At 46.7% G+C, this 25,321-nt stretch carries 22 protein-coding genes; 10 read left to right on the top strand and 12 right to left on the bottom strand.

The features are described from left to right. Positions 1-8 precede the first annotated feature (8 nt). The 4 genes from FXO21_RS15025 (at position 9) to FXO21_RS15010 (ending at position 7,286) form a co-directional block, all read left to right on the top strand. Positions 9-545: a glycosyl-4,4'-diaponeurosporenoate acyltransferase CrtO family protein gene (locus tag FXO21_RS15025; RefSeq protein WP_149640836.1), complete on the top strand. Its 537-nt coding sequence runs from the start codon at positions 9-11 to the stop codon at positions 543-545. Positions 546-1,204: 659 nt separating this feature from the next. Next, complete coding sequence (locus tag FXO21_RS15020; RefSeq protein ID WP_149640835.1) at positions 1,205-4,318, top strand: SusC/RagA family TonB-linked outer membrane protein; 3,114 nt, start codon at positions 1,205-1,207, stop codon at positions 4,316-4,318. Between the two features lie 46 nt (positions 4,319-4,364). Beyond that, positions 4,365-5,882, top strand: a complete 1,518-nt coding sequence (locus FXO21_RS15015; RefSeq protein ID WP_149640834.1) for a RagB/SusD family nutrient uptake outer membrane protein — start codon at positions 4,365-4,367, stop codon at positions 5,880-5,882. 216 nt (positions 5,883-6,098) lie between these two features. Then, positions 6,099-7,286 carry a fatty acid desaturase gene (locus tag FXO21_RS15010; RefSeq protein WP_310586909.1) on the top strand — a complete coding sequence of 396 codons (1,188 nt, stop codon included), beginning with the start codon at positions 6,099-6,101 and terminating at the stop codon, positions 7,284-7,286. Here FXO21_RS15010 and FXO21_RS15005 read toward each other — a convergent pair. Continuing rightward, positions 7,273-7,929, bottom strand: coding sequence for a hypothetical protein (locus FXO21_RS15005; RefSeq protein ID WP_149640833.1), 657 nt, complete (start codon positions 7,927-7,929; stop codon positions 7,273-7,275). The genes FXO21_RS15010 and FXO21_RS15005 overlap by 14 nt on opposite strands. A gap of 270 nt (positions 7,930-8,199) precedes the next feature. On the opposite strand from FXO21_RS15005, the gene FXO21_RS15000 reads away from it, so the two are divergent. After that, complete coding sequence (locus FXO21_RS15000) at positions 8,200-8,916, top strand: DUF4198 domain-containing protein (RefSeq protein ID WP_149640832.1); 717 nt, start codon at positions 8,200-8,202, stop codon at positions 8,914-8,916. A gap of 109 nt (positions 8,917-9,025) precedes the next feature. After that, positions 9,026-9,271: a transcriptional repressor gene (locus FXO21_RS14995; RefSeq protein ID WP_225865700.1), complete on the top strand. Its 246-nt coding sequence runs from the start codon at positions 9,026-9,028 to the stop codon at positions 9,269-9,271. Positions 9,272-9,280: 9 nt separating this feature from the next. Here FXO21_RS14995 and FXO21_RS14990 read toward each other — a convergent pair whose 3' ends face one another. The 4 genes from FXO21_RS14990 to FXO21_RS14975 form a co-directional block, all read right to left on the bottom strand. Continuing rightward, entirely contained in the window at positions 9,281-9,508 is a 228-nt protein-coding gene (locus tag FXO21_RS14990; protein WP_149640830.1) for a hypothetical protein, read from the bottom strand. Positions 9,509-9,520: 12 nt separating this feature from the next. Then, entirely contained in the window at positions 9,521-10,558 is a 1,038-nt protein-coding gene (locus FXO21_RS14985; RefSeq protein ID WP_149640829.1) for an SDR family NAD(P)-dependent oxidoreductase, read from the bottom strand. A gap of 136 nt (positions 10,559-10,694) precedes the next feature. Beyond that, a complete protein-coding gene (locus FXO21_RS14980; RefSeq protein ID WP_149640828.1) occupies positions 10,695-11,867 on the bottom strand; it encodes an alpha/beta hydrolase in 1,173 nt (390 codons plus the stop codon). Positions 11,868-11,927: 60 nt separating this feature from the next. Further along, positions 11,928-12,344, bottom strand: coding sequence for a pyridoxamine 5'-phosphate oxidase family protein (locus tag FXO21_RS14975; protein WP_149640827.1), 417 nt, complete (start codon positions 12,342-12,344; stop codon positions 11,928-11,930). 152 nt (positions 12,345-12,496) lie between these two features. Here FXO21_RS14975 and FXO21_RS14970 point away from each other — a divergent pair, with 152 nt between their 5' ends. The 3 genes from FXO21_RS14970 to FXO21_RS14960 are packed head-to-tail and all read left to right on the top strand — an operon-like array spanning position 12,497 to position 15,354. Continuing rightward, entirely contained in the window at positions 12,497-13,285 is a 789-nt protein-coding gene (locus FXO21_RS14970) for a hypothetical protein (RefSeq protein ID WP_149640826.1), read from the top strand. Between the two features lie 59 nt (positions 13,286-13,344). Continuing rightward, positions 13,345-13,878 (top strand): RNA polymerase sigma factor, encoded by a 534-nt coding sequence (locus FXO21_RS14965; RefSeq protein ID WP_149640825.1) that lies wholly within the window; start codon positions 13,345-13,347, stop codon positions 13,876-13,878. A 3-nt stretch (positions 13,879-13,881) separates the two neighbouring features. After that, complete coding sequence (locus FXO21_RS14960) at positions 13,882-15,354, top strand: hypothetical protein (RefSeq protein ID WP_149640824.1); 1,473 nt, start codon at positions 13,882-13,884, stop codon at positions 15,352-15,354. Positions 15,355-15,357: 3 nt separating this feature from the next. On the opposite strand, the gene FXO21_RS14955 is transcribed toward FXO21_RS14960, so the two are convergent. The 7 genes from FXO21_RS14955 to FXO21_RS14925 all read right to left on the bottom strand — a co-directional run bounded on the left by FXO21_RS14955 (position 15,358) and on the right by FXO21_RS14925 (position 24,846). Further along, positions 15,358-17,562 (bottom strand): TonB-dependent receptor family protein, encoded by a 2,205-nt coding sequence (locus FXO21_RS14955; RefSeq protein WP_149640823.1) that lies wholly within the window; start codon positions 17,560-17,562, stop codon positions 15,358-15,360. Between the two features lie 36 nt (positions 17,563-17,598). Beyond that, the gene (locus tag FXO21_RS14950) at positions 17,599-18,744 is read right to left on the bottom strand and encodes a DUF3179 domain-containing (seleno)protein (RefSeq protein WP_149640822.1); all 1,146 of its coding nucleotides are present in this window, start codon (positions 18,742-18,744) and stop codon (positions 17,599-17,601) included. 265 nt (positions 18,745-19,009) lie between these two features. Next, positions 19,010-20,227 carry an MFS transporter gene (locus tag FXO21_RS14945; RefSeq protein WP_149640821.1) on the bottom strand — a complete coding sequence of 406 codons (1,218 nt, stop codon included), beginning with the start codon at positions 20,225-20,227 and terminating at the stop codon, positions 19,010-19,012. Positions 20,228-20,235: 8 nt separating this feature from the next. Further along, positions 20,236-23,007: a TonB-dependent receptor gene (locus FXO21_RS14940; RefSeq protein WP_149640820.1), complete on the bottom strand. Its 2,772-nt coding sequence runs from the start codon at positions 23,005-23,007 to the stop codon at positions 20,236-20,238. A gap of 31 nt (positions 23,008-23,038) precedes the next feature. After that, on the bottom strand, positions 23,039-23,599 hold the full coding sequence (locus tag FXO21_RS14935; protein ID WP_149640819.1) for a carboxymuconolactone decarboxylase family protein: 561 nt from the start codon (positions 23,597-23,599) through the stop codon (positions 23,039-23,041). Between the two features lie 15 nt (positions 23,600-23,614). Beyond that, on the bottom strand, positions 23,615-24,169 hold the full coding sequence (locus FXO21_RS14930) for a carboxymuconolactone decarboxylase family protein (protein ID WP_149640818.1): 555 nt from the start codon (positions 24,167-24,169) through the stop codon (positions 23,615-23,617). A 122-nt stretch (positions 24,170-24,291) separates the two neighbouring features. Further along, positions 24,292-24,846, bottom strand: coding sequence for a hypothetical protein (locus tag FXO21_RS14925; RefSeq protein ID WP_149640817.1), 555 nt, complete (start codon positions 24,844-24,846; stop codon positions 24,292-24,294). 119 nt (positions 24,847-24,965) lie between these two features. Here FXO21_RS14925 and FXO21_RS14920 point away from each other — a divergent pair, with 119 nt between their 5' ends. After that, on the top strand, positions 24,966-25,307 hold the full coding sequence (locus FXO21_RS14920; protein ID WP_149640816.1) for a cupin domain-containing protein: 342 nt from the start codon (positions 24,966-24,968) through the stop codon (positions 25,305-25,307). The last annotated feature ends 14 nt before the right edge of the window (positions 25,308-25,321 follow it).

Genomic DNA, 25,321 nt, shown 5'->3' with positions numbered 1-25,321 from the left:
CCCAATTTATGCGGAAACCTCTAACGCTGACTTTGATTATCATCATTACCATTGCCCTCATCTACGGCGTTTCGCATTACATCGATATGCAAGGCTTTTCATTTGCGTGGATAATCAACTTTTTGCTAATGGGCTGCGTGCTTTATTTTACAGAAACGTTGAAGAGCCCGCTGACGAGTGCATATTATCAAGAAAAGGCCTGGGAAAAGAAAGGGAAAATATATGAGTACCTGGGAATCAATATCTTTAGAAAGATTTTGATATGGGTCGGATGGGAAAGGCTGAACAAGAAGTCAAACCCGATCCGGAAGAATACCCAAACTTTACTGCAGCTGCATTACCGCACGAAGCAGTCTGAATTCGGGCATGTTATCATTTTCATCATTGTGCTCGGATTCAATATCTTGGTAGCATTTAAATATGGATATAACAGGTCCATGTGGTTGCTGGTGCTCAATATCCTGCTGAATTTGTATCCGATTTTTCTTCAACGATACAATCGGCCACGCATAGAGCGAGCAATCAATCTGAGTAAACGCCAATAAAAGAGTTCTTTAACGCTCAATCCGTTATCACCATTTATGAGCTATTACTGTCTCCCTCCATTTATAATTCAATAGCCCCTTTTATTTAAGGTGCAATGTACCTTGTGATGCAATGGACCTACTCTTTTGCCAGGGAAATGTCGCTGTCGATATCGATCCTGCTATCTCCGCGACATAATCGATTCTGGTCGTTCAGGATGAGGGCACATAGACTTACAATCTAATCACAGGCATTCTCACCTTTGCTCCCGACCTCGATTTTCATAGGCAACCCTGCACCCATCGCCTATACCTTAACTGAAAGCGACATCGATATTGCATCGATCGTATATTGGTATCGTTACTCCTCGATCAACATAATTCTTCTGTATCAGGCCGATCCTTTGATACAATTATAAAGTATAAATAATATCTTGCACCCTTTCAACAATAGCATAATATCAATTAATTTTTAGCTTAATCGAATAGCGAAATACCTCAACAGGATGCTATTACCGACACATTGATCTGTTAACATTCGAAATCTGATCTCATCTAAACTGACGCCTATGATTACACCTTACGCTAGAGGATTACATTCTACTTCCGCAACCGCCGACTAATGGCGACAGTACGCCTGAATCATTCAGATACCAAATCCTAACTTAAGCTCATCAAAAATGGACACTTTCAGATCCTGCGGATATCCCGTGCGATATTTGCCAACCGCATTTTTTTCTTTACTTCTTCTAACGCTCTTTTTAACACAGGCTTCGGCAACAAACTTTCCTGCCGAAAAAACCATCAAGGGAAAAATCACTGATTCAGATAACAGCTCCCCGCTTCCCGGGGTTAATATCGTTGTAAAAGGCACAAGCCAGGGAACTTCCTCCAATTCGGAAGGGGATTTCGAAATATCAGTCCCCGACAACAATGCAATCCTTGTGTTCAGCTTCGTCGGCTACGAGAAACTTGAAATGCCCGTCGGTAATGAATCGACCCTCAATGTTTCTTTGAAGGTGGACAGCCGGAGTATGGAAGAAGTCGTCGTAATCGGATATGGAACTGTCCGTAAAACTGACCTTACCGGCTCGGTTGGAGCAATTAAGGGAGAAAAATTGCTGGACCGGCAGGCGACTAATGTTGCGCAGTCGCTGCAGGGACGGATTCCGGGCGTAGATGTTGCCGTCAATTCCTCTGCTCCCGGCTATCAGCCAAGGATCCGGATCCGCGGTGTAGGCTCTATTAATTCAAGCCTGGAACCGTTGTATGTAATCGATGGGATTGTTGGCGTGAGTAATCCCAACCTGCTGAATCCGAATGATATAGAATCACTTGAAGTACTGAAAGACGCATCAGCCACGGCCATTTATGGAGCACGGGGTGCAAATGGTGTAATCATCATCACCACCAAACGGGGAAAATCGGGGGCCACGCAAATATCCTATGATGTATGGGGATCCTATATCACGCCTGCCCGCAGACTGGGAACGCTGAGCGCCACTGAGTTCATGGATGTATACAATACGGCTTTCGACAATGCAGAAAAATTTGACGAGCAGGGTTTTAAGGATGGCAAATACGTTCGTAACCTACCCGCCAACTTTCCCAAATTATTCGATTCCAGCGGCAAACCACTCTATAATACCGATTGGGAAAAAGAAATATACAAACCCACTTCCGCCCAGAACCATGAATTTGCTATTCGTGGCGGTACCGACAAAACTGCTTACAGCATTTCCGTTGGCTATACTGACCAGGGAGGGTTAATGCGCAATTCTTCCCTACAACGGTATTCGGCCAAGATTACACTCGATAATGATGCTACAAAATGGCTAAAAGTAGGCGGTAGCTTATTTTTAAACAAAGCCATTATCAACGAAGTCGATGGTGGCTCAGGAGGCTTAAACGTACCCCGGATGGTTTTCGAGGCTATTCCAATCCTGCCAATCAATTATCCGGATGGAAGCTGGGGTAGAAACCGTGACTGGCCAGGCATGGAAGGTGGTGAGAATCCTGTCCGTATCGCAGACCAGCGTACCCAGGTAAATCCAAGAACGGAATTATTGGGACAGATTTATTCCCACATTAAATTCACCCCAGACCTGTCTCTCAGGACCAATTACAGCTACGAACTGCGTTTTGACAAAAACAACTTCTATTCAGGACGCGATTTGAACAACCTCTCTGCGGATCAAAAAGGTTCGGCCAGCATTTCTGCCAATAATGAGCTGTACTGGCAATTTGAAAATTATCTTAACTATAACAAAACAATCGGAACAGACCACAATATTTCGGCATTGGCCGGTTTGTCGTGGCAAAAACGTTCCTGGGAAAACTTCGGCGTGACGGCCCAGAATTTTATTGACGACTATTGGGGCTGGCACAACCTCAATGTTGGAAATACGTTGGTGAAACCGAATTCAAGTGATCAGGAATGGTCGTTGAACTCCTATTTCGGCCGTATTAACTATAACTTCAAAGACCGCTATTTATTCACAGTAACCGGTCGCTACGATGGTTCTTCGAAATTCGGGGTAAACAATAAATATGGTTTCTTCCCTTCGGCGGCAGTTGCATGGAATGTAAGTCAGGAGGATTTTCTGAAATCCAGCACGGTCATCACCAACCTCAAACTACGTGCGAGTTACGGTAAAACGGGGAACCAGGAAATCGGCCAGTATGCTTCACAGCAATTCCTGGGTACCGGCGACGTGTTGCTCGGTGGATCGAGGCAAACGGGTATGTGGCGCAATTCGTTTGGTAACCCCGACCTACGCTGGGAATATACCAATCAGCTGGATATCGGGGTGGACGTCAGTCTGTTCAATAACCGCATCGACCTGACCGCCGATTACTACCACAAGGTTACCAAGGATTTGCTGCTCAATGCGCCTATTCCGTGGTCAACCGGACTCAGCTCTGTTACACAGAATATCGGTTCTGTTGAAAACCGCGGGATAGAACTTGGATTGAATACCAGGAACATTTCCAATGAGAAATTTAGCTGGAGCACCAACTTCGCCTTTTCTACCAACAAGAATAAGATTTTGAAATTAGGTAAGAATGGTGACGATATTTTCCCTGGCCCTAACTTCCTGGGAAATACCAATATCCTGCGCATCGGGCACGCAGTCGGAACGCTTTGGGGATATCGCCGTCTGGGAACATACAGCTCGGATGAGGCAGAACTTGCTAAAACCTACAACCGCTTTCCGGGTGACCTGAAATGGGAGGATATTAACAAGGATGGTAAGATTGACGGCTCGGATGAAACCATTATCGGCCGCTCTTATCCAAAATGGAATTTGAATATTGGAAACAACTTCACGTTTGGGAAGTTCGACCTTTCTTTCGATATCCGCATCGTGATGGGCGTCAACACGGTGAATGCTACTAAACACTCCGTGGAGGATCGTCAGGCCATTGCAAGCAGCGCCCGTACCGTGTTAAATGCATGGACGCCCGAAAATCAGAACACGCATATCGCGCAGATCCGCCATTATAATGCGGGCTACGATACGCATATGGACGACTGGTGGGTGGAAGATGGTTCATTTATCCGCGGGCAAAACATTGTTCTTGGCTATTCGCTTCCTACCAAATACGGTAAAGTCAATTTTCAGAGACTGCGGATCTACGCGAGTGCGCAAAACTTCTTTTTGTCTGACAAATATTCCGGATACGATCCCGAGGCGCTTACGGGTTTTGGAGGTCAGTTAAATGCGAATATGGAGTTTTTCCAATATCCGCGCCCACGTACGTTCAGTCTGGGTTTGAATGTCACATACTGACAAGCATGTCATTTCAAATCGAATCCAAATATTAAAATTGATGATCATGAAAAAGAACATTATATATACCTGCCTCGCATTCGGACTCACTTTAAGTTCCTGCGAAGACTTCCTGAAAGAAAACCCGACCGGCTCGCTTACAACTTCTTCTGAGGTTTCCAGCCCGGAAATTGCGCGCGCTTTTGTGGACGGTGCTTTGTCGCAGATTACCGTTTTCAACAACGGCGGCGGTGGGTGGGGAGGCAACAACGCTTCGCTTACCGAATTCATGACTGGTAAAGCAGATGGAAATTCGCAAACAGAAGCTTTCAAATTCTTTGACCTTGAATATGACTCCCGCGCTTTCTATATCGACAACTGGTGGTCGGGCATGTATTCGGGAATTGCCAGGGCAAACCTGGCCATCCAGAAAGTAGGGGAAATCCCAACGTTACCTGCCGAAACCAAGAAGAACATGATCGCAGAGGCCAGGACCATGCGGGCTTTGTACTATTTTCAACTGGTGCGCATGTTTGGGGATGTACCTAAACTTACCGAGCTGGTCACATCGCTGGACGAAGTACAAACACCACGCTCGCCGGTGAAGGAAATTTATGACGAAATCATCATTCCAGATTTGCTGGAAGCCGAAAAGTCGACCTTGCCGTGGCGCGATGCGAATGGACGAACTTCAATGGGCCTGATCAAAACGCTTTTGGCCGATGTCTATCTGACCTATTCAGGCTTTCCTGTGCAGGGCGGCCCGCAGGGTTATGCAGAATCTGCCAAGCGTTCCAAGGAGATCATCGACAATGGCACGTATTCGCTTTTTACCGAGTACACCGACATGATTTTACCTGCAAACCGCAATACGAAGGAATTCATATTTCAGGTCCAGCATGAAAAGGATATCCGAAACAACGGTCTCACGCCCGTTACCCTGCCTGCGTTCAGGGGCATTGCAGCCTATTCCGATGAGTACGGCGGTCTTATCCCCCGCAAGGAATTCGTGGAAAGCTATGAAAAGGGTGACAAACGTGCGCAGGAGAAGCAGTTCTTTTATACCTACTACAAAGGACATCCCAACGATTATCCGGCTGGTGATGTGCGGAGAGACAGCCTGAACCTGGGCGGCTATTTTATCTATAAATATTTTGATAAACAGGCCGTTGACAATGATGCCAAAGCCAACATCAATTACACGATTTATCGTTACGCGCAAGTATTGCTCATGTATGCCGAAGCGTCCAACAGAGCAGAAGGAAAGCCAAATGCCCAGGCAATGAAAGCGCTCAACGACATCCGTACCCGTGCCAAGTTACCGGCCATTACTACGACCAATATGGATGAATTTGAAAAAGCGGTGTGGGCCGAAAGGTATTTTGAACTATGCTTTGAAGGTAAAATGTGGTTTGACATTATACGGACCCGGAAGGTAAGAAATGACGTTACGAAGAAATGGGATGATTTCGTAGGACACAGAACAGTGTACGGAAAGTCCTTTACCGAGAAAAACCTGCTCTTCCCGATTCCAAGACGTGAAACGGATAATAACAAATCCTTAGAGCAAAACCCTGGTTTTTAGTACCATAATAAACTCCCGTTGCAATACAACGACCTTGCCGGGCGACGTATTTCAACGGGAGTTTTTGCATTTATCACACTTCCATTAACTGAGTGGTTCCCTGGGAGCGCGTAATCCTAAATTCATGCTCATTGGTACAGGGTGAAAGACAAAGGATGTGTGTTCTTTTGCTATGCTTACACTTTAAATCACTACCTTTTCCAAATGATCCGGCGATTGACCCGATCGCCCGGGAATTCAGTAGCAACTATCAGACAAGTATTTAATCAGGCAAAAGACGGCGTAATGATCAAAACAGGTGGTACCCGATTTTTAGATATTGTTCTTCAACCACCTTCTTACGGCTGGATAGATAGTAGCGGAAATTTGATTGAACCAAGCAACAGGCAAATCGTGCGGGAGTTTTTTACGCGGCTGAACATTTTTGGTGACCGCAAGAACTGGCTGCCGTTTATGAGCTGGATGAAGGTATTGCTGATGATCCCTTTCCTCGGACTATTTATATTCGAATATTTCACCTGGACACTCCTCGCAGTTGCGTTTATATACAGCATGATCATCATGGGTACGCATGGGACGATCTGGCACCACCGGTATTGCACGCACGGTGCTTATACCTTTCGAAATGCCTTCTGGAGATTTTTCACAAGGAATCTGACAGTCAACATGGTACCAGAGGAAATTTATGCGATCTCCCACCATGTCCATCACGCAAAATCGGACCAGCCGGGAGACCCCTACAATGCGCAGGCGGGTTTTCTCTACTGCTTTCTGGCCGATGTAAATCACCAGCCTATCGCGAAAGATCTGACAGAAGCGGAGTATGACAAGGTGAAGCGGCTCATGAGCCACACCGGTGTAAGTGGTAACAGCTATTTGCAATACCAAAAATGGGGCTCGTATGTACACCCGCGCACTGCTGTTATTTCGTCCTTATTAAATTGGGGCTTCTGGTACGGGGCCTGCTTTCTGATTGGCGGCCACGCATTGGCCTGCACTATATTCGGGGCTGCCGGATTTTGGGCAGTGGGAGTCCGCACATTCAATTACGAAGGGCATGGAAAAGGCAAAAAAGTGCAACGGGACGGTGTGGATTTTTACAAAAAAGATAATTCCATCAATCAGTTATGGCCTGGCCTCGTTGCGGGCGAGTGGCATAACAACCATCATTTGTTCCCCCGGAGTGCAAGAAGCGGCTTTAAACCGCACCAGATCGATCTGGCCTGGTACTATATCTGGTTTATGAAAAGCATTGGCGCGGTAACCGCCTACAAGGATTTCAAACCGCAGTTTTACAAGCAATATTATCTGGCTACTTCCGAAAGCCTTAAAACGCAGCAGTTGCAGCGCGAAAGTGAATGTGCAGGCACACATCCTGATGTAAGTGCGTCTATTCCACAATAAAACCGAAACTTTCTTCCAGACCCACCGGCAAGATCGGGTAAATGTCGTTAATGCGATTGTTTCTTGATTTAATCCGGATCAGTGCATCATACTTTTCCGAGTCGCCAAGCATGCAAACACCTTTTGGCGAAGGCTCATTGGTTTGGGCGTAGTTAATAGCCGGATATATATCATAGGGACCCTTTTTCTTCGCAATAAAACCAATGTCCAGATCCCAGTAGCCGTTTCTGAGCACAGCATCGTAGCGGTAAGCGTCCACCTTATTACCAGTCCGCACAAAACTGTCGAAATGCGTATTGAAAACCCTGAAAATCGTAGTATCCATCGCAAAAGGAGATGTACTGGAGACAAAAGAGGCAGTAGTAAGCCGGAAAAACAATTGTAGGCGCCCTCTTACCAATACCGGCTTGTTATGCATCGAATCCATAAAAGCCTCGTGAATATGGGCGCGCATAAAAACCGTGTCCCCAATGTTCATTTTTCTGGATGTAGTCCAGATCTCTGCTTCCTGGTATCCAAATTTGTATTTCTGCGGCACAAAGGTTTCGCATTTTCGTTCCAGAAAATCAAGTTTAATAAAGCCACAGCTGGCACATAGCGCGGGAAGAATAAGTGTAAACAGTTGTTTCCATTTCACTTTCATGAACGATGAGATTTAGAGTCCAGAGAATCTTACTCAAATTAGAAAAAATCAAAACATAATTCGAATAAAACCATTTTACTTATTCTACTGCTCGCTTTCAGGCTCAGAATCAATCCGGCTGGCGAAAGATCTGTTCCTGAAATTGATTTATTTATTTGGACTTAATACAAATAGCAGCCTATATTTGCTCGTGCTTCTGCCTGGCTCGCTCGTCGCACTCACTTGTTTTCAGGCAGATCTTATGTTTCAATTACTCTAACTACTTCTTAAATGCGTACTAAATTATTGCTCTTTGCACTTCTAATCACGGCAGGTACTACTCAGCTATTCGCTCACGCACTGTGGATCCAAACCGCGCCGACAGGTAAAGCAGGTCAGAAACAGTCGGTCAAGATCATTTATGCCGAGCCGGGGGATAAACCGGAAAAATTGAGCGAATGGTATTCCGATGTTAAAGAATTCGAGCTCTGGCTTACTACACCGGACAACAAAAAAACCAAGCTTGCCACAGTGGCAGGAGAAGATCACTTTACCTCGGAATTCACACCCACTCAGGACGGCGTATATACCCTTTCGGTAGGGCATACTGCAAAAGAACTGGGCGGTGAAACGGTGTACCAGTTCAATGCAAGTGCGCTTGTGACAGTAGGTAAGGCATCTGTGGGGAACGACCCCTCGCTGAACAAAAATGAATTGAGCGTATTTGCAGATCCTGCCAAAACCTATAAAGTCAACAGCCCGCTCACTCTGAAAAGCCTGTTCAAAAACACTTCGAACGAAAAACTTTACGTCTCCATAGCATCTCCTTCTGGATGGTCAAAGCAGATCAGTACGGACGAACAAGGTTTGGCTGATTTTACACCCATCTGGCCGGGAACTTACTATATCGAAGTTTCCAAAAGCTGGAAGGAGACAGGAAAATTGCACGGAAAAGACTACAAATCATTCTGGCGTTCAGCGACTTTACTTGTTGAAGTTGCCAGATAGCTGAACACCGCAAGGCTCTCCGGGAACCAGTTCCCGGAGAGCCTTTTTTTATTATTCCTTCAAGTCACTCGTCGAAATGGTGTTATCTGAGGCTATAAATTCTTATTGTTTGAGCCACAAGCTACGTTCGGGAGGCAAAAGAATGATCGTGGCAGATCAGCTTCTGCAGTCGGATGGATATATAGACGGCGACGCACTGTGGCGGTCGTTGCGGAGCAATGGTATCCGGATCAGCCCTGCGACTGTGTACGACTCGCTCAACTGGCTTGTGAATGCAGGCTTTGCTGAACGGATCTTATCCGAAAGCAAAAAAAATCTTTTCGGAATAAAAGACCGCTTTAAAAAAAACACTTAGTTCCCGGCATTACAGGATTACCATAATGTCAGGATTCGGTTTATCCCTCTTCTCTAAGTATTCCCAGGACACAATATCTTCTTCCGGGTAAATGTTTCCGGTGTCTTCCGGCCCTTCATCTCCAATCGCTTCTACAAATGCCTTTGAGCCCTTTTTATATATTCCTTCTCTTGGTATCCCATTTATGTCAGTAAAAAGTACCAGCGACTGGTCTTCGGGAAGCTTATTATTTTTCATAGTCAATTTTTATTAGATCTCATTATTGGCAACAGAAGCTACTTCCGTGCGGTAATTAATATCAGATTCAGAGATTTCCGATTCTGATTCGTAACCCTTCTTAATTTCAAATCCGTCTGTGGTCATTTGAGGCATAAAACTGTTAGCCGCAGCGGAAAGCGCGGAAACCAAGCCAGGATTGGCACCCTGCAATGCAACTACCAGTTTGGCTGTCAGGGTAAGAACCACCTCATTTTCTCCGTGTTCGATCGCCTCGATGATCTCCTTCGCAGACTGTTCTGCTTTTTGGGAAAACAAAGGTGAAGAAGCCATGGTCTTGAACCAGGCATATTCCGCTTCGTGATTGCCCTTTACGGAAACGTTTCTCGGGCTTCCTGTTTGCATCAGGTTAGGGATGACCGTAGTAACCAGTATATTATCCCGTTTCAATTCCGCATGCAGCCCTTCTGAAAGTCCAACCATTGCAAATTTGCTCACACTATAAGGCAGTAAATGCGGCACGGAAATCTTCCCGCCTATCGAACAGATATTGGCAATCCGGCCCTCTGCCTGTTTTAAATAGGGAAGCGCAGCTTTGATCATGTAAAGCCCGCCCCAGAAATTGGTATCCATCGCCTCCTTATAATCCTCGATCTCCATGGCTTCCTGCGGCCCGACGACCATCGTGCCTGCGTTGTTGATCAGCACATCGATTTTCCCGAAAGCGCCGATCGTGGCCTCAACGATACGATGTGCATCCTGCTGTTCACTCACGTCGGCAGTGAGGGCCAGTATTTTCGCCCCGCTGGCAGTCAGTTCCTGCTCCGCCTGGTCGAGCTGTTCCGAATCTCTGGAACAAATCACCAGGTTAGCACCTTTTGTAGCAAGCTGGCGGGCTAATATTAATCCCAGGCCTCTTGCTCCACCCGTAATAATCACCACTTTATTTTCGAAATCGTACCGGGTTATATTTCTGTAAATTTTCCTGGCTGCTGCCAGCAGGCCCACCGCTGCAATCGCATATAAACCCCACTTTCCGGAGCCTGACAATACATTCTTTTCCTGAACCATAGTGATAGCTGTTAATGATTCAGGAAAAGGCTAAATTTTTATGCCTGCGCTGTTTTCCGGCCGTGACGATCGATATCAACCCTGTTCCTTGCCGGCAGTCGTGATAGATAAAAGTAAGAGAATGCTGACCTCCATGTCAGAAGCTCCTGGCAAATGTGACGAAATTGGCCCAGTCGTAGGTGGTCATATTATGCTCGCCTTCGCGATTGTGATATGCCATAGGCGCTTTGGGCAGCGGCTGGTCAATTGCGGGCGGGTTCTCAGGAAGGCTGGATTTCTTTCCGTATAAACCGTAGACTTTCTCTGCATGCTTCAGCGCCAGATATGTCCCTTTCGGGTCGGCCCAAAGGTCGTTGGAAGCATTGGTAGCATAAACCGGGCGGGGCGCTATCAATGCAATCAGCATATGCTGGTCGACAGGAAGCTCATTTTCGTTGTCATTGAATTTCTTATAATTGTTGTTAAACCAATGTGGAAAAGTAGTGTTAATCTTCGTGATCCGCTCTCCAAATTGCCGGCGTGCCAATGCAGCCCCGGTATTTCCTGAACAATTGGTGACGCAGGCCGCAAACCGCTGATCTTGCGAGGCTGCCCATAATGAAGCTTTTCCGCCCCGCGAGTGTCCCACAACAATCACTTTCTTGGCATTGATATCCCGGTCTGTTTCGAGATAGTCCATCACCCTGCTCGCTCCCCAGGCCCAGGCACCGATTGCCTTCATGCCATTATCGGCCGAAAGCTGTTCAGGGTACATCTGAAGAACACCCTCCGCATATTTTTCTTTGTCGTCGGGAGCAAGATCACTCACATGAAAAGCCGCAACAGCAAAACCGCTGTCGACGACCATTTCTGCGGACCAAAATTCGCTTTTCTTCTGACGGGTGGGATCGGTATTACTTTTCGGACGGTTGTTTATCAACACAAATACAGGAACGGGCCCTGACCGTTTGTTTGGAATAAAAAGGGTCAGATTGATCCGCACAGATTTCTGGTTCCTGAACACCTGAATAGCTACTTCCTTCAACGTTGCATTCCCCAGCATGGCCTGTTTGTCTTCGGAAACAACTGAATATTTTATACTATCCAACGAACGGGGCATCTGACCGTAAATGTTATTTTCAAATAGCCTGAGAATTTCCGGCCTTCTGGTTTTTTCCCATTGATTTTTATTTTTGATCTCTTTACCTGATACCGTTTTCAGCACTTCGGGTAAGGTATAGGCAGGCACTTTTGATTCGTCATAGTTTTGCGCCTGTGCGCTGGTCATCGCGACTAATATGACCGGCAGGAAACGGATCGATCTTAACATAAAGCGGTGGTTTTCTCTTTGAATAGAAAACCACCGCTTCTCACTTATTTACTGGGTTATTTAGAATTTTACCTCTCCCTCCTCTTCGCCCTGCCAATATTTGATCTGCTTTGCAGCAACGGTGATCATAGCAAGGCCGGGTGTATCCAGCCCTTCTTCGAACCAGGCGTCCAACTCTTCTACCCAATGCTCTTCCATTTTCTCGCGGCTGCGGGTCACATCAGCTCTTCCGGTAATTGAGATAAAAATGTCCTGCCCGCCCTGGAAACTCAGGTTAACACCATTGTCCATTTCAATGTCACTGACCATTCTCGACCCCTCCCAGGTAAAAAAGTGGGAGTTCCCATCGTATTCGACCTGCCGGTTGTTGCTCATAGGCCGGGAAGCGAGCATTCCGTTGGAAGTTGTGGTAGTAAGCATACAAATATCGAGATCCTTCATAATCTCGGCTACGTCCTGCAATGTTTTCTCTGCCATGGTTTCAGTTGTTGATTTTTTAACAGCAAATATCAAAATAGTGCCAGCGAAATTTTTTCACTGCCCCACCCAACCCCGGCCCCACTTCATGTAGTTTATTTTATTGACAGGGCGCCGCTGTTCAATTTTGTTCAACACTAAATTTGAAAGTCATGAAGACCGAAAAGTTAATCCTATTATGTATTGTGCTGGTTTTCTTCCAGCTGGTTGCCTGCGAGAGAAATCAAATAGATCAAGTGTCTCCGTCTCTGGCCCAAGCTCGAATAGGCGCGGACGGAGTTTCAGCTAACGGTAGAATTATTACAGACAAAACAGTCGGTATTAAGCAAAAAGAACCGATCAATTTCACATTGACCGACCCGAAAGGTGAATTTGTAATGTGGAGGGTATTACCAGCTCAAACAGTGATTAATAACGGCGCTAAGAGTATAATATACTTCCAGAAAGCTGGAAATTACCGCGTTTTCGCCATCGATAGTACAAGCCTGGACACTGCCTTTATCGATGTATCAGTTACCGATGAAGTTTATACGGTTCCGTCCGGCGAACAGGATTTCAGGAAAAATGAGATATTGCGGATCACGCCCAGCTGCTATCGAGATTCCGCCAACGTACTGGTACTGAATGCAGTGACTGACGGCACCTACAATTGCAAGAATAATGAGCTGGTCGTTTCAATACAACAGCGGGATAATTCAGAAGACCTTTACTACGATATTAATTATCACAAAATAGCAACCAGCCTGATGTGTGAAACCGGGGAAAATAAGCCCAGGAACACATTACATCTCGTCAATCCGGTCGCCGGAAAAATCAGGGGAAAATTTCAGATTGTATTCAATAATGAAACCTATTATGGGTCGTTTGTGAAAACAGGTAACAAATATGAATTTGACTGGCCCTACGAAAGCGGCGTGATATTCACCACCAAATCCATTTAGTCGATCGCCAACAGAGTCAGGCTGGCGACGAATGTTGCCAGCCCCTCTAATACCTCAGCTTGGAGAACCTAACAGAAATATTGGCCGGTTGCCGTCGCAGGGACCGCAAAAGTCAGGAAAAATTGTACCGGCAATTTTATCCTGTCCTTTTTGCGCTTTGCAGGAATTTCTTTGAGGAAAAGCACGACATACTTACTGCGATCAATAACGGAATGTTAAAGGTTTTCCAAAACATCGACCAGTATGAACCTGCGAAGGGCGAATTTTTCAGCTGGACTTATACCACCGTAAGGAATGCGGCATTGACGCTGCTGCGGGATCGCAAAACACAGACTTTCGACTATCAGGAAATCGCAGATTTCATGGGTTTTGAATCTGGCGAAAACCCTTTTGAGCAGCTGGCAGCCGGGGATATTCACATTTATTTATTACAACTCCCCGTCGCGACGAGACGGATATGCGGGTTGTTTTATCTGGATGGATTTGCTGTGAAAGAAATTGCAGAGGCTTTGCGGATCAGTGAAGGGACCGTCAAATGGCATTTGAGCGAAAGCCGGATGAAGCTCAGGGTTATCTTTGAAAAATCACTTTAAAGGGTGAAAAAGACAGACAAACATATCGGCAAATTTTTCCGCGACCCACTTCCCGAACCGGAGGTACCGGCCGACGACGCGTGGGCGGGAATGAATGATATGCTGCACGCAGCCGCAGGCGGAACTCCGGTTAACGGACACGCCGGAAAGTGGTTTTCAGGCTTGTTGAAGTTCAAAGGTTTGATTTTGTCATCTTTGATTCTGGTATCAGTTACAGGGTTTGTAATTTATAAAATAGCCGACTCCCCGGTTGCAACATCAGATCCGGTACCTGCATTGGTGCGATCGGAACAACCTGCAAATCCAGGCAAAACACTACCAGATGAAGCAGTATCAGAAAAAATCGAACAGTTTAGAGCAACACCAGAAATTCCCGAACCAGAAATAATAATACCTGACAAAAACCATAACAATCCCGAATCAGAAAAATCAATACTTACCAAAAAACAAAACAATCCTGAATCAATAACCACTGACAAAAAACTCCCAATTCCCCCAAAATCACCCAACCAAGCCCGTCGAAAACCCGAAGTGGGCGAATCAGAAGAGAACGCCCGGTCCTCGACCACCCTGGTAGAAAAAGTCGGCATGAATAAGGATCACGATGTTGCCGGGACGCAAAAAATATTACAAAATTCGTCAATAGCAGCCGCAGCACAGGAAAATGCATTCAATGGATTTACACCGGGCACTCACAGTTTGAGAACAGGCGCAGCGCTTTCTTCGGCGGAACAGTTCAACATACATAGCCTAAAACCTCTGAATGTGCATTTTCAGACATTTACCATCGATCTGGGCAGAAGGGTGATAGTTCAAAATCTTCCAAAACAACCGGAAAACCAAAGAAGTAAGTCAATCAGAACCTTCCATCTTGGCCTGGAATGGTCGCTGAATTCTTCGCTAAAATCCACAAACTATATTGCAACCGGCGCAGACAGTATTCCCCGCATCGCGCGGCTTTTGATACCGGGCGTTTTTGCCACTAAAACCTGGCGAAAAAGCAGCATCACAGTCAGTTACCTGCCATATCAATCCTATTTCGGAGACAACAAACTGATGCGTCAGGAAGTCGATTCCACCAGTACAGATTCTGTAAAAACATACAGTAACGCCCTATTTATCAAAGCAGTAGGGATGACTTTCAGCGCGCAATATCAATATCACGTCACCCGCCTTATTGCCCTGAACGCCGGCGCCTCTTACAACATTTTCACCTCAGCGCTTGTCAGGCCGCAAGCGCAAAACTGGCAGGGACAACTCCTCGACGGACAATTAGCGACGCTGAAAAAATCAAAAGAAATGTCACCTTACATTAATCCCCGCCTTTTCACATTAAAAGCAGGAGTTGCATTTACTCCGGGGCGTTTTCAAGCGGGATTGAATGTCATTTTGCCTTTGTCCAATGTTTCAAAGTCTTCGCAATTTCCGGTTAAAGCTTTGAATGGACAGGTTTATTTGAGATATCTGGTTTGGTAAATTTTAAATTTTAATCCCTACCGAAACCTGAAAACTACGTCCGTCCGAAGTCCAGATTCCCGCACCGGGATACATAGTAGGCCGTTTTGTAAAGTATTGTTTGTTCGTGATATTGTTTACACCCATTCGCAAAGTGTAGGCAGTGCCGAGACGCAGAGTCGCATTCAGATCCAATAATCCATAACCCGGCACTTTACCGATCGTCCCGTTTGCGGAAGGTTCTACCGTATTGAGCGGGTTAGCGAAGTTGGAACTGACATAACTGTATTGCAGCGTCGAGGAAAGCTTTTTGTATTGAAACTGAATACCGTTCCGGGAAATCCAGGTGGGCACACCTTCTACCCTATTGCCGGCCACGCTGGTATTTTCATTGTTCACGATCGCATTTCCCTTGATGTATTGTGCGTCGAAATAGGATGTTGAGGTAAAAACGGAAAGCTCGGTGGGCAAAGCCCCGCTGGAAGTTTTGAAGGGAGTATATTCAAGATAAGCCTCTACTCCCCGCGTGCGACTGTCGCCCGTGGTTGTGCGCAATAAATATGCGTTGTTATTTTCATCCCGCATGGAAACCGTCCCCATCCGGTGATTGATCAGCAACTGGAATACACTGATATCATATTTCAGAACATCTTTTACATTGCCGCTCACGCCCGCTTCCAGATTGTATCCGTATGCATCTTTCAGATTTTTATCCACGCGTTCCAATACCGATGCCGGAATAATATCCTTGAAAACGACCGGCCGGTATGCCTGCGAAAATCCGGCATAGGCGCGGCTGTTGCTACTGATCCTGTATTGCGAACTGATCCCGAATAATGGAAACTGGTGTTTAATCGTGTTGGGAAGGTTTCCCGGATCGTAATAAGATATTCTCCCTGTCATATCCGTAGCGCCGCTCTCAATCCTGAAACCCGGCGAGACTGTCCACTGCGGGGTTAGATAGATCATATTTTCGATAAAAAGGGCGATGTTATCGGTCGTCATGTATAGGTCACGACCAAAAGTTGGGTCGGTCAGTGTCAGGTCGAAATCGCTGCCGGTTGTTCCTTTACCCTGCTGCCGCCTGCGCAGTTTGTTGTGCATATATTGGACGCCGCCGGAAACGACATTGTTAATGCCGGCAAACTGGTATTGATGCAAAAGGCGCAGCTCGGAGGTGAAACTTTTGAAATTATCAATATCCACCTGCCGCGTGCGATAGGATTTAGTTATAGCGCTGATCGTATCAGGCACATTGGCAAATGCATCAAACATCACACTGTTCCGCGCGCCGTAAACGCCTGAATTAGTGAATTTGAGCTGGGTAGCGGGACTGATCTTCCAGTCTAATACAATGGAAGGAATATAAATGTCAGGATTAAAATAATTGCGTGAGCGCGTCGACTGCCTTGGATCAGCTTCAAACATCGCATCGGTCAGCGGGCCCGGGATTTGGTAAATGTACTTCGAACGCCCCAGTTCTGCTTTGATCCGCAGGGAAGGCGTTACTTCATAAGACAAACTCACAAACTGCGACTGCGCGTCGGATTTCGCGTTTTTACGATACCCTTTTGAATGCCGCGTCTGAAAATATGCCTGGTAAGTCAACTTCCCTACTTTCCCTCCAATCGCATTGTAAGAGCTGAAAAGTCCAAAAGAACCGGCAGAATTGATGGTTTCAAATGTAAAAGCGCGTGTCGTGTCCGGAGCCTTCGTTACGTAGTTGATCATCCCCCCAAACTGCGCACCGAATTGCAGCGAAGCAGTACCGCGCACCAGCTCAACCCGCTGCACCGATTCCATGGCGGGACTGTAATGACTCGCCGGGTAACCGTACATATCCGAATTGGTAATCACGCCGTTTTGCCGGATGTTGTATTCCCACGACCGGTGCGGGTCCAGGCCGCGGGTGGAAATATTGATCTGGTTTCCGCTTCCATCCATATCATAAACAAATACCCCCGGAATTTTAGCGAAAATATGCCTGCCTGTTTTTTCAGCAATATTCCCGTTAACTCCCTCCAATTGAACCACTTCACTCTTTTTGCCAGCGGTAATATAAGTATTGTGAACATCGGGAAGGCGCTCTGTATGGATTGTATTCTTTCGCTGCTCAATCGTCACTTCATTGAGGTCCAGCACTTTATCAAAGTGTTTTTTTTCATTTTGCCCAAAAGCACTGATACTTGCCGCCAAAAGTAAAGGAAGGGTGTAAAAAATGTATTTCATTCCGAATCTATTCATTCTATTAATTCACTTAACTCCTTAATACTGTTTCGTTTCCGGGTGGAATGTGCGCCAGCTGTGCCAGTATTCCTGGTATGCATTGATCCGCGTCAAATTTTGCCCCAAGCCGCCAAGCCGCTTTCCCAACAGGTCATAGCTCGCATTCTTCCCAAAAATCGTATCGTTCCGGATTGAATAGCTTTCCTGCCTATCCGGTCTTTCAAATGCAAAAAAGCTCTTGTTGTCTTCTGCAATAGTTACTAAAACAGGAACCGATCCTACCTGCTCATTAATCGCCTTCTCTTTCCCCAACCTGCGCCAGTCAAATGCTTTACTGCCGTCTTTGGTCTGAACGCCCACGATCCACGATTTATCTTTCCACGGAAGCGAATCGGCGCGCGTGAGTATCGACTTGTTTTTCCCTGATTCATAGCGGCTCATGGAATCGTATTTAGCCTGGTAGACGGGATCGGGCTGCATTACTTTGCTTTGCGGATGTAATTTGAGCCACTGGCCCAGTGAAGTCTGCGTAGTGGCCAGCTCGGGTAATGTTTTTCCTTTCGATGGTCCGGTAATAGCCTCACCATTCGCCTGCCGCCACCAGCTGCCGGTGGTTTCGTCTTCGAACATCGCATTAAAATGGTCCATTCCGACGAGCCTGAAATTTTCAATCTTTCCGTCGACTATTGGTTCAAAAACTCTTCCCGTGCGACAGACAGTACAGTAGGTTACCATGATCGGCTTTCCACCCAGCGTATCGCGGACCTGGTGGTGGTAGCCGATGAACTGGATCGGATAAGCTTTCGCTTCTCCATTTACTTCCGTGCCGATCACCAGTCTTTCCAGGTCGATTTTATTCGCAGCAGCATCCTGCATGAATACGGTTTGCGGCTGATAGAACATCGTATCCGCGGCCATTTCGTAGTTGGTAGCGTAGGTTATTCCCGCCGCCAGTATCAGCAACAGGCCGGGCAGCCATTTTAATTTACCCGTAAAAACAGAAAGTGAACCGACCAAAATCATCACCCAGAACACGATCCGAAAAGCCCAGCGCCAGGTGTGCAGAAAGTAGGCCGCATCAATGCTGTTCATCTGCTGGCTGCCGGGCATCGGCATGATGAAATACACTTTTGCGATTTCGTAAAGCAGAATGCCGGTTATACCTATGTAGAATAGCTTTTTCATTTGTTTTATCAATTGAAATCTAACGCCTGTGTAGGGGTTGTTACTTACGCCTGTGTTGGTGTTGTTACCAACACATCACGATAAGCGGTTGTCTGATTGTCGGTGACAACACCAACAATGGCAGAAAATTGTCGGTGACAATACCAACAATGGCGGTATTGACAACGCCAACAATGGCGGTAACGGCAGAAAAACAAAGAAACGGGTTCGCCAGGCGGCAAACCCGTTTGCTTAATATATTAACCTATGATATTCACAACTAAAATCACTTACTGCGCGCAGTGACGACCAGCGCGACAAGAAACGGCAGCGTAAACACGAGCAACGCATTTCCGAAACCTCCCAGCACACTGACCAGAGACCCGATAAAAAAAACCGCAGTAGCCGTAAAAAATCTGCCGACATTGAAACAAAAACCGGTAGCAGTACCCCGGATCGAAACCGGGAAAAGCTCCGGAATGTAGCTCGACAATGCGCCCTGGCTGATCCCAAAGCAAAATGCGAGTAAGGCAGTTTCCAGATATACGATCTCTGAAAATTTAGTATTGGTCAAAAACAAAATGCTGCAAATGATCAGGCAGGACGAGAAAACGCCTGTTAATGTTCTTTTTTTACCAAAACGATTCAGCAGCATTCCTGAAAACACCCCGCCTATAATGCCGCCTGAGCCCAGCAGGATCATAACTAGTCCGCGTTCTTTCTGTCCGTTTTCACCCGTCGCCAGTAAAGTTTGCACCCAGGTGGGCAGCCACGAGAATATCCCCCAAAGCCCGATCAGTACCGAGCCGAATATGATCGAGCCAGAGATCAGGTTCGCGCGGTTTTCGCCGGTAAGCAGCGCGACGGATTTTTTATCAGCAATATTTAAATTCTTCCATTTGACTGATTCAGGCGCAAGCAGGAAAATGAGCAGCGATGTAATGACCGGAATAATACCAATACCGAATGCGCTGCGCCAGTCGGAGAAGATCAGGTTCAGGCTGCCGGTGGTGACAATGCCGACAGGAAAGCAAACTGCCAGGATTCCCAGTATCACAGCCCGGTTTTTTTCCTCCCAGATCTCGGAAATGTAAACCGTCGAAATCAGCAAAACACCGCCTACGCCCATTCCAGTCATAAAACGAAAAGCCAGCAAGGTGTACCAGTTTGGAACAATGGTTACCAGGCAGGTAAATATCCCGTAAAGCGCGGTAACCAGCGTCAGCGACTTAACCCGGCCGATGCGATCACTCACAATACCGAATAGCAGCCCGCCGCACATCCATCCGTAGAGATATAGTGCATTAATATAAGCCCCGATCTCACCCAGCTGCGCCTCACTCACTGCGCCGCCGTTCAACTCGGGAATAGCGACTGGCAGATAAACCGACATTAATGTTGAAACAGTCCCGCTGAGCGTATAGCTCACAAAACACAACCCAAATGCCAGCCATTTTCCGGCCACGCTTTTCGATTCGATATTTGTTATTTCCAAAGTCTGCATAGCTGATCTTATCTGAATAACTGATCGAAATTCAAACTCACATAATACAATCCGCCCACTGCCGGAGAACCGTAAGCCTGCACGATGTATTTGTTGGTGATATTGGAACCGCCCACTTTCACCGTCGTTTTCAGCGAAGGAATGCGGTAGCTGATCTGCGCGTCGAGCAGGTTGTAAGCCTGTACTTTTCCGGGTGCGTTTTCGGTGAATGTTCCGTACCAGTCAAATGCAGCCTGCCAGTGCCAGGCGATGTTGAAGCCGAGTTTATCAGTCAGTCTCGGATTACCGAAAATCACATTGGTTTTCCATTCCGGCGTATTGAATGCTGGGATATTGTTCTTGTCCGCGTCGCCTATATTGAAATCGATCCACGTCGCATTGCCGCTCAGCTTGTAATTGCGCGGCAGCGAATAGGTAACGCCTGCGCTGACGCCCTGAATGGAAACCTGATCGGCCGCATTGGTATACAGCTGGAACAGTTGCCTGTCGGCTCCCAGAAGTTCGGCAGCAGCAGCAGGGTTGACCGTTCCATCCGCTAATAGAATATCTGATTTCGCCCGCGCCACGACTGTATTGATCATAAAGTCGGTGTACTGGCTGTAATAGTAATTGATATCAAACAAGAACTTTTTGCCAAACAAACCTTTGTAGCCAACTTCATAGCTTTTCACTTTTTCCGATTTGATATAAGGTACATTGGACTTGACCAGCTTGTCCTTATTTTTCGCAACTGCCTGAGGAAAAGGAGTTCCCTGCTGCATATCCGCGCCGAAAGCACTTGCAAATGCACCGAACGAAGCGATGGTTACGGAATTTTCATAAGCATTCAGTCCCTGCGAATTCACCGGTGCGCCACCCAAAATGATGATCGGCCCGACATTCAGCTTAATGAACTGATCGCTGACTGTCGGGTTACGAAATCCAGTTTGATATGAAGCGCGGAAATGATGGTTTTCGGTCGGAGAAAAAACGGCGGATGCGCGGGGTGTAAATCTGCCGTCGAAGTTTTCATTTTTGTCATAACGACCCGAAAGCGTGATTTTCAAACGTTCTTTCCACAAAGATTTGGAAGCCTGCGCAAATACGCCGTACTCCTGGTTAGTGAGGTTTTTATCCTTATCGTCAAAAAGTGTCCCGCCGGTATTGAGGAAATATTTGCGATAGTTACCTCCTATTTGCAGATTAAAAACCTTCAACGCAGAACTGAAATCGTACATTCCTTCCACGTGGCGCAGGCTGCATTCGCTTAATATACCAGCGCCTGAAAGTCCGCGCGTTTTGATCAAAAGATCTTTAGAGGTATTAAATGCATCTGAGCCCGGCAATATCCTGCCTTCGTCGGCGAAAGAACGGGCGGCATTGTGGTCTTTGGTAGTAACCCCGCTGATCGTCCCATTATAGGCAGCTGCATATCTTTCAAACCAGGTTGCGTCGGCTTTGTCGGGCATAACTGTCGCGCCGGCAAGGTCTTTCACCCAGGTGCGGTTAATATGCTGGCCCAATGCGCGGGTATTATAGGAATTAGTCGAAATTTCCTTGTTGGAATAGGCGCGTACGTAAAAATTGCTGCCCTTCAGTTCGAGTTTATGCTGGATGAATTTAAAATCATTGATCACAAACCGGTTACTACCTGTGTACTGCGCTGTCCCCTGGTTGAAATTCCCCTGGTAAATCGCTTCCAGCTTGTCGGTAATGCGATAATGCAAAGCTGCATTGAGTTTCAGACTATACACTCCGTAAGTAGCCAGGTCTTTTTCTTCGTAACCCGTCCTTGACACTCTTCCTATTTCCGGCAGCGTTTGCGCCACTTCGTCGCCGTAAATGTTCAGCAGATTTTTACCCGGGTTATTCGGTCCGCGGTTTGCGGCCGGTGTATTAGGGTCAATATCCGTGTAATCATTTGCATACCAGTCAGTTCCTTTCAAATAGGAAGCATTGACCTTGAATGCGAATTTGTCGTTGAATGCTTTCGCATATCTGACCGCCAGATCGTACATCGGCTTGGCGCCCAGGTCCGTTCCGTCGTTAATATGATTGACGCCAAATTTTGTCTGTGCGCTCAGGCCCTGGTATTCAAATGGATTTTTGGTGCGTGTATTCAGCATTCCGTTAAATGCGATCGGACCATATAACGCAGACGCCGCGCCCGGGATCAGCTCAGCGCTTTCCACATCAATATCATGCGGACCAAACAGATTTCCCATCGCAAAACCGAGGCCCGAAGGCTGGTTATCCACCCCGTCGACCAGCTGCAAAAAGCGGCTGTTACCGGTAGTATTAAACCCCCGCGTATTGATCTGCTTGTAAGTAAGGCTGCTGGTGACCATATCAAGCGATTTCATATTGATCAGCCCGTCGTAAAAATTAGCCGAAGGAGTCTGCTGAATTGCCCGCGCATCCATTTTTTCAATACTTACCGGCGAGCGGAGGATACTTTCTTCTACCCGCGACGCGGTTACTACCACCTGGTTCAATTCTTCAATCGCCGGCACCAGGTTGATACGCAGGTTTTCCGCGGTTGCGACTACTGCCTCCTGCCGCGCATATCCTACCAGTGAAATCACCAGTGTAGCCGGCAGTGAAGTATTTAATTCAAACAAACCGTCAGCATTTGTAACCGCCCCGGTATTCTTTCCCTTCACCGAAACAGACGCGCCTGAAACCGGTTTTTGAGATTCATTATCGTAAATATGCCCCTGAATTTTAGTCGATTGCGCTTTTGCTATTTGTGAAAACGCAATGCAGAAAAGCAGGGATAATAGGAGTAAATGTTTTTTCATAGGTCGTTTTTTGATAGCAGGAAGGTTGATTTTATTTTTTCAAATGATCATAACCATTGGGCAAACGGTTATAACCGTGTTCTTTTAAACGTTGTCCGAGCCCGAGGTAAAACTGCGGATCGGCAGGAGCGACAGTCGCCATTCCGTCTACATAGCGGTTGTATAGGCAAAACAGGGCGGCGATCAGCACCGTGTCGTGGATTTCAGTATCGGTAGCGCCCGCATTTTTCGCATTCGCAATAGATACCGGGGTTACAGCTTGTCCGCTCACCTGCACCATTTTCGCGATTTTCAGCAGTGATTTCATTTTCTCGCTTACAGGAGCGGTGTCAATATCTTTCTTAACCAGCTCGCAAGTTTCGCTTTCGCCCAGCAGCACGTCCGCAATAGCGGTATGCGCCGCTGTGCAGAATCTGCATTCATTCCCATGCGACACCACCGTCGCGATCAGCTCACGCTCTCCCTCTGTCAGGGTGTTCTCGCCCCTTAATAAAAACTGGGTAAGCACGCGGATTGGGTGCGCAGTTTCTTTACTGTATTCGAGCAAGCCGGTGATACCTGGCAAATGATCAGGTAGTGGAATATGTGGCATTTGGGAAATGTGCTTTTAATCCTGAGAAACCGGAAACCTTACATAACCAGTGAATGCCATACGTTGCCCCATCTCGCGATAAGCCTCGTTGTCTTTCGGCGCCCAGGTACCCAATCCGTCCACATACCTGTTGAACATGCAGAATGCTGCGGCGATCAGTACTGTATCGTGGATCTCTTTGTCGGTCGCTCCTGCTAAACGTGCGCTCGCAATATCCCCGTCCCCAACTTCCTTTCCACTCTTTTGCACTTTTGCCGCAATGTCAAGAAGCGCGCGTAGTTTGGTAGAGATTTCGATTTGCTGAAAACCATTTTTGATGTCGTCGATCAGGCTCAGGTCGCAATCCAGGTGCGCCATCGCAGCCGATGCGTGCGACGTGTGGCAGAAATGACAATTGTTCAAATGCGAAACGTAGGCGGCGATCAGCTCGCGCTCTCCGCTGGTGAGCGGAGAATCACCTCTGAGCAGCGTTTCGGCGAGCTGTTGCAAAGGTTCGGCAGTTTGCGGCCGGAAATTAAAAAGTCCTACTATACCCGGAAGCGATTCGTCGGGCAGGGTAATATGTGCCATTTGAAGAAAGAACAGTTTAGTAAATTCAGAATTCTTCCTTCCGCGCGATCACAGATAAACAGGATAAATGATCAGCATATAGTGATCATTCTGAGACTTTTACGGAAAGAATAAAAAATTCACTAAGCCTGATCAGGCGGCGGGGATGGTATGGAGAAGTGCGCCTCTGAGGTAAGGGCAGATGTAAATGAAGCGATTACTTCACGGGCGGGCGTCCATTCAAGCACATAAAATACATGCTTTCTGCCTTGCCCCATATATTCTTTCAGGAAGTTCTTCAATAAATTGGAATGCTGGCCTTTCTGATCTTCCGCTGACTGGCCTGTTACCTGATCATTGATTTTTGACACAAGGTCGGTGAACCTGTCCCGCGCATTCTGGTCAAATTCGCAATGTACGTACATGGTATCGTTCAGCAGCTGCTGGCTTTTCATCTGGTAAAATCGGCCCTCGTGCTGGATCTGACCTTCCACAGGTTCAGGGGCACTCCAGTTGGTCTGGTAAGGGACTGTTACGGGAATCTTAATTACAATATCCGCAGAGCCACCCGACTGCTCGATCAAATCCGTATTTGCTGCACTGACCTTATAACCTCTCTCCGACAGATAGACTATTGAATAGCCTATCATGTTATAGAGCAGTAGCCCGAAGAGCAGTATGGATAAAATCCTGCGCAATGTTTGAATATTGAAATTTTCTGGAATCCGCAAATATATAAAAAGCTTTCTATTGATTTGATGCTTTTACCCTATTTTTACCTCCGATTTTTCGCAATGTTGATTTTACTACGATATTCATGCCTTTCATCAATTTCAATTCGAAGAAAATTATAAAAATCTGGGATGGGATATATGGCACAATGGCTCATTCCGAGCAACAAACTTTCGGCCACTTTACGATCGACAGCGGAACAGTACTTCCCGAGCACAGCCATTTCCACGAACAATGGTGCCACGTGCTGGAAGGTGAGCTAGAATTTGATATTGCCGGGGAAAAAATGTTGCTAACAAGCGGGATGACTGCCTATATTCCTTCGCATGCGCCTCATTCGGCGGTTGCCCATACCCGATGCAAGGTGATAGACTGCTTCACGCCAGCACGTCAGGATTTTGTCGAACTCGAAAAGCAGGATCAGTAGTCACGCTATTCCTG

It is taken from the genome of Dyadobacter sp. UC 10 (assembly GCF_008369915.1).
GTDB lineage: Bacteria > Bacteroidota > Bacteroidia > Cytophagales > Spirosomataceae > Dyadobacter.
This window is presented reverse-complemented; position numbering and strand designations above follow the sequence as displayed.

Excerpts from the sequence above, each read along its gene's own strand:
- FXO21_RS14930 (WP_149640818.1), bottom strand. The coding sequence starts at position 24,169 with ATGGCACATATTACCCTGCCCGACGAATCGCTTCCGGGTATAGTAGGA.
- FXO21_RS14975 (WP_149640827.1), bottom strand. The coding sequence starts at position 12,344 with ATGGCAGAGAAAACATTGCAGGACGTAGCCGAGATTATGAAGGATCTC.
- FXO21_RS14950 (WP_149640822.1), bottom strand. The coding sequence starts at position 18,744 with ATGAAAAAGCTATTCTACATAGGTATAACCGGCATTCTGCTTTACGAA.
- FXO21_RS14935 (WP_149640819.1), bottom strand. The coding sequence starts at position 23,599 with ATGCCACATATTCCACTACCTGATCATTTGCCAGGTATCACCGGCTTG.
- FXO21_RS14970 (WP_149640826.1), top strand. The coding sequence starts at position 12,497 with ATGAAGACCGAAAAGTTAATCCTATTATGTATTGTGCTGGTTTTCTTC.
- FXO21_RS14985 (WP_149640829.1), bottom strand. The coding sequence starts at position 10,558 with ATGGTTCAGGAAAAGAATGTATTGTCAGGCTCCGGAAAGTGGGGTTTA.
- FXO21_RS14920 (WP_149640816.1), top strand. The coding sequence starts at position 24,966 with ATGCCTTTCATCAATTTCAATTCGAAGAAAATTATAAAAATCTGGGAT.
- FXO21_RS15015 (WP_149640834.1), top strand. The coding sequence starts at position 4,365 with ATGAAAAAGAACATTATATATACCTGCCTCGCATTCGGACTCACTTTA.
- FXO21_RS15020 (WP_149640835.1), top strand. The coding sequence starts at position 1,205 with ATGGACACTTTCAGATCCTGCGGATATCCCGTGCGATATTTGCCAACC.
- FXO21_RS14980 (WP_149640828.1), bottom strand. The coding sequence starts at position 11,867 with ATGTTAAGATCGATCCGTTTCCTGCCGGTCATATTAGTCGCGATGACC.
- FXO21_RS14940 (WP_149640820.1), bottom strand. The coding sequence starts at position 23,007 with ATGAAAAAACATTTACTCCTATTATCCCTGCTTTTCTGCATTGCGTTT.
- FXO21_RS14955 (WP_149640823.1), bottom strand. The coding sequence starts at position 17,562 with ATGAAATACATTTTTTACACCCTTCCTTTACTTTTGGCGGCAAGTATC.
- FXO21_RS15005 (WP_149640833.1), bottom strand. The coding sequence starts at position 7,929 with ATGAAAGTGAAATGGAAACAACTGTTTACACTTATTCTTCCCGCGCTA.
- FXO21_RS14990 (WP_149640830.1), bottom strand. The coding sequence starts at position 9,508 with ATGAAAAATAATAAGCTTCCCGAAGACCAGTCGCTGGTACTTTTTACT.
- FXO21_RS14945 (WP_149640821.1), bottom strand. The coding sequence starts at position 20,227 with ATGCAGACTTTGGAAATAACAAATATCGAATCGAAAAGCGTGGCCGGA.
- FXO21_RS15025 (WP_149640836.1), top strand. The coding sequence starts at position 9 with ATGCGGAAACCTCTAACGCTGACTTTGATTATCATCATTACCATTGCC.
- FXO21_RS15000 (WP_149640832.1), top strand. The coding sequence starts at position 8,200 with ATGCGTACTAAATTATTGCTCTTTGCACTTCTAATCACGGCAGGTACT.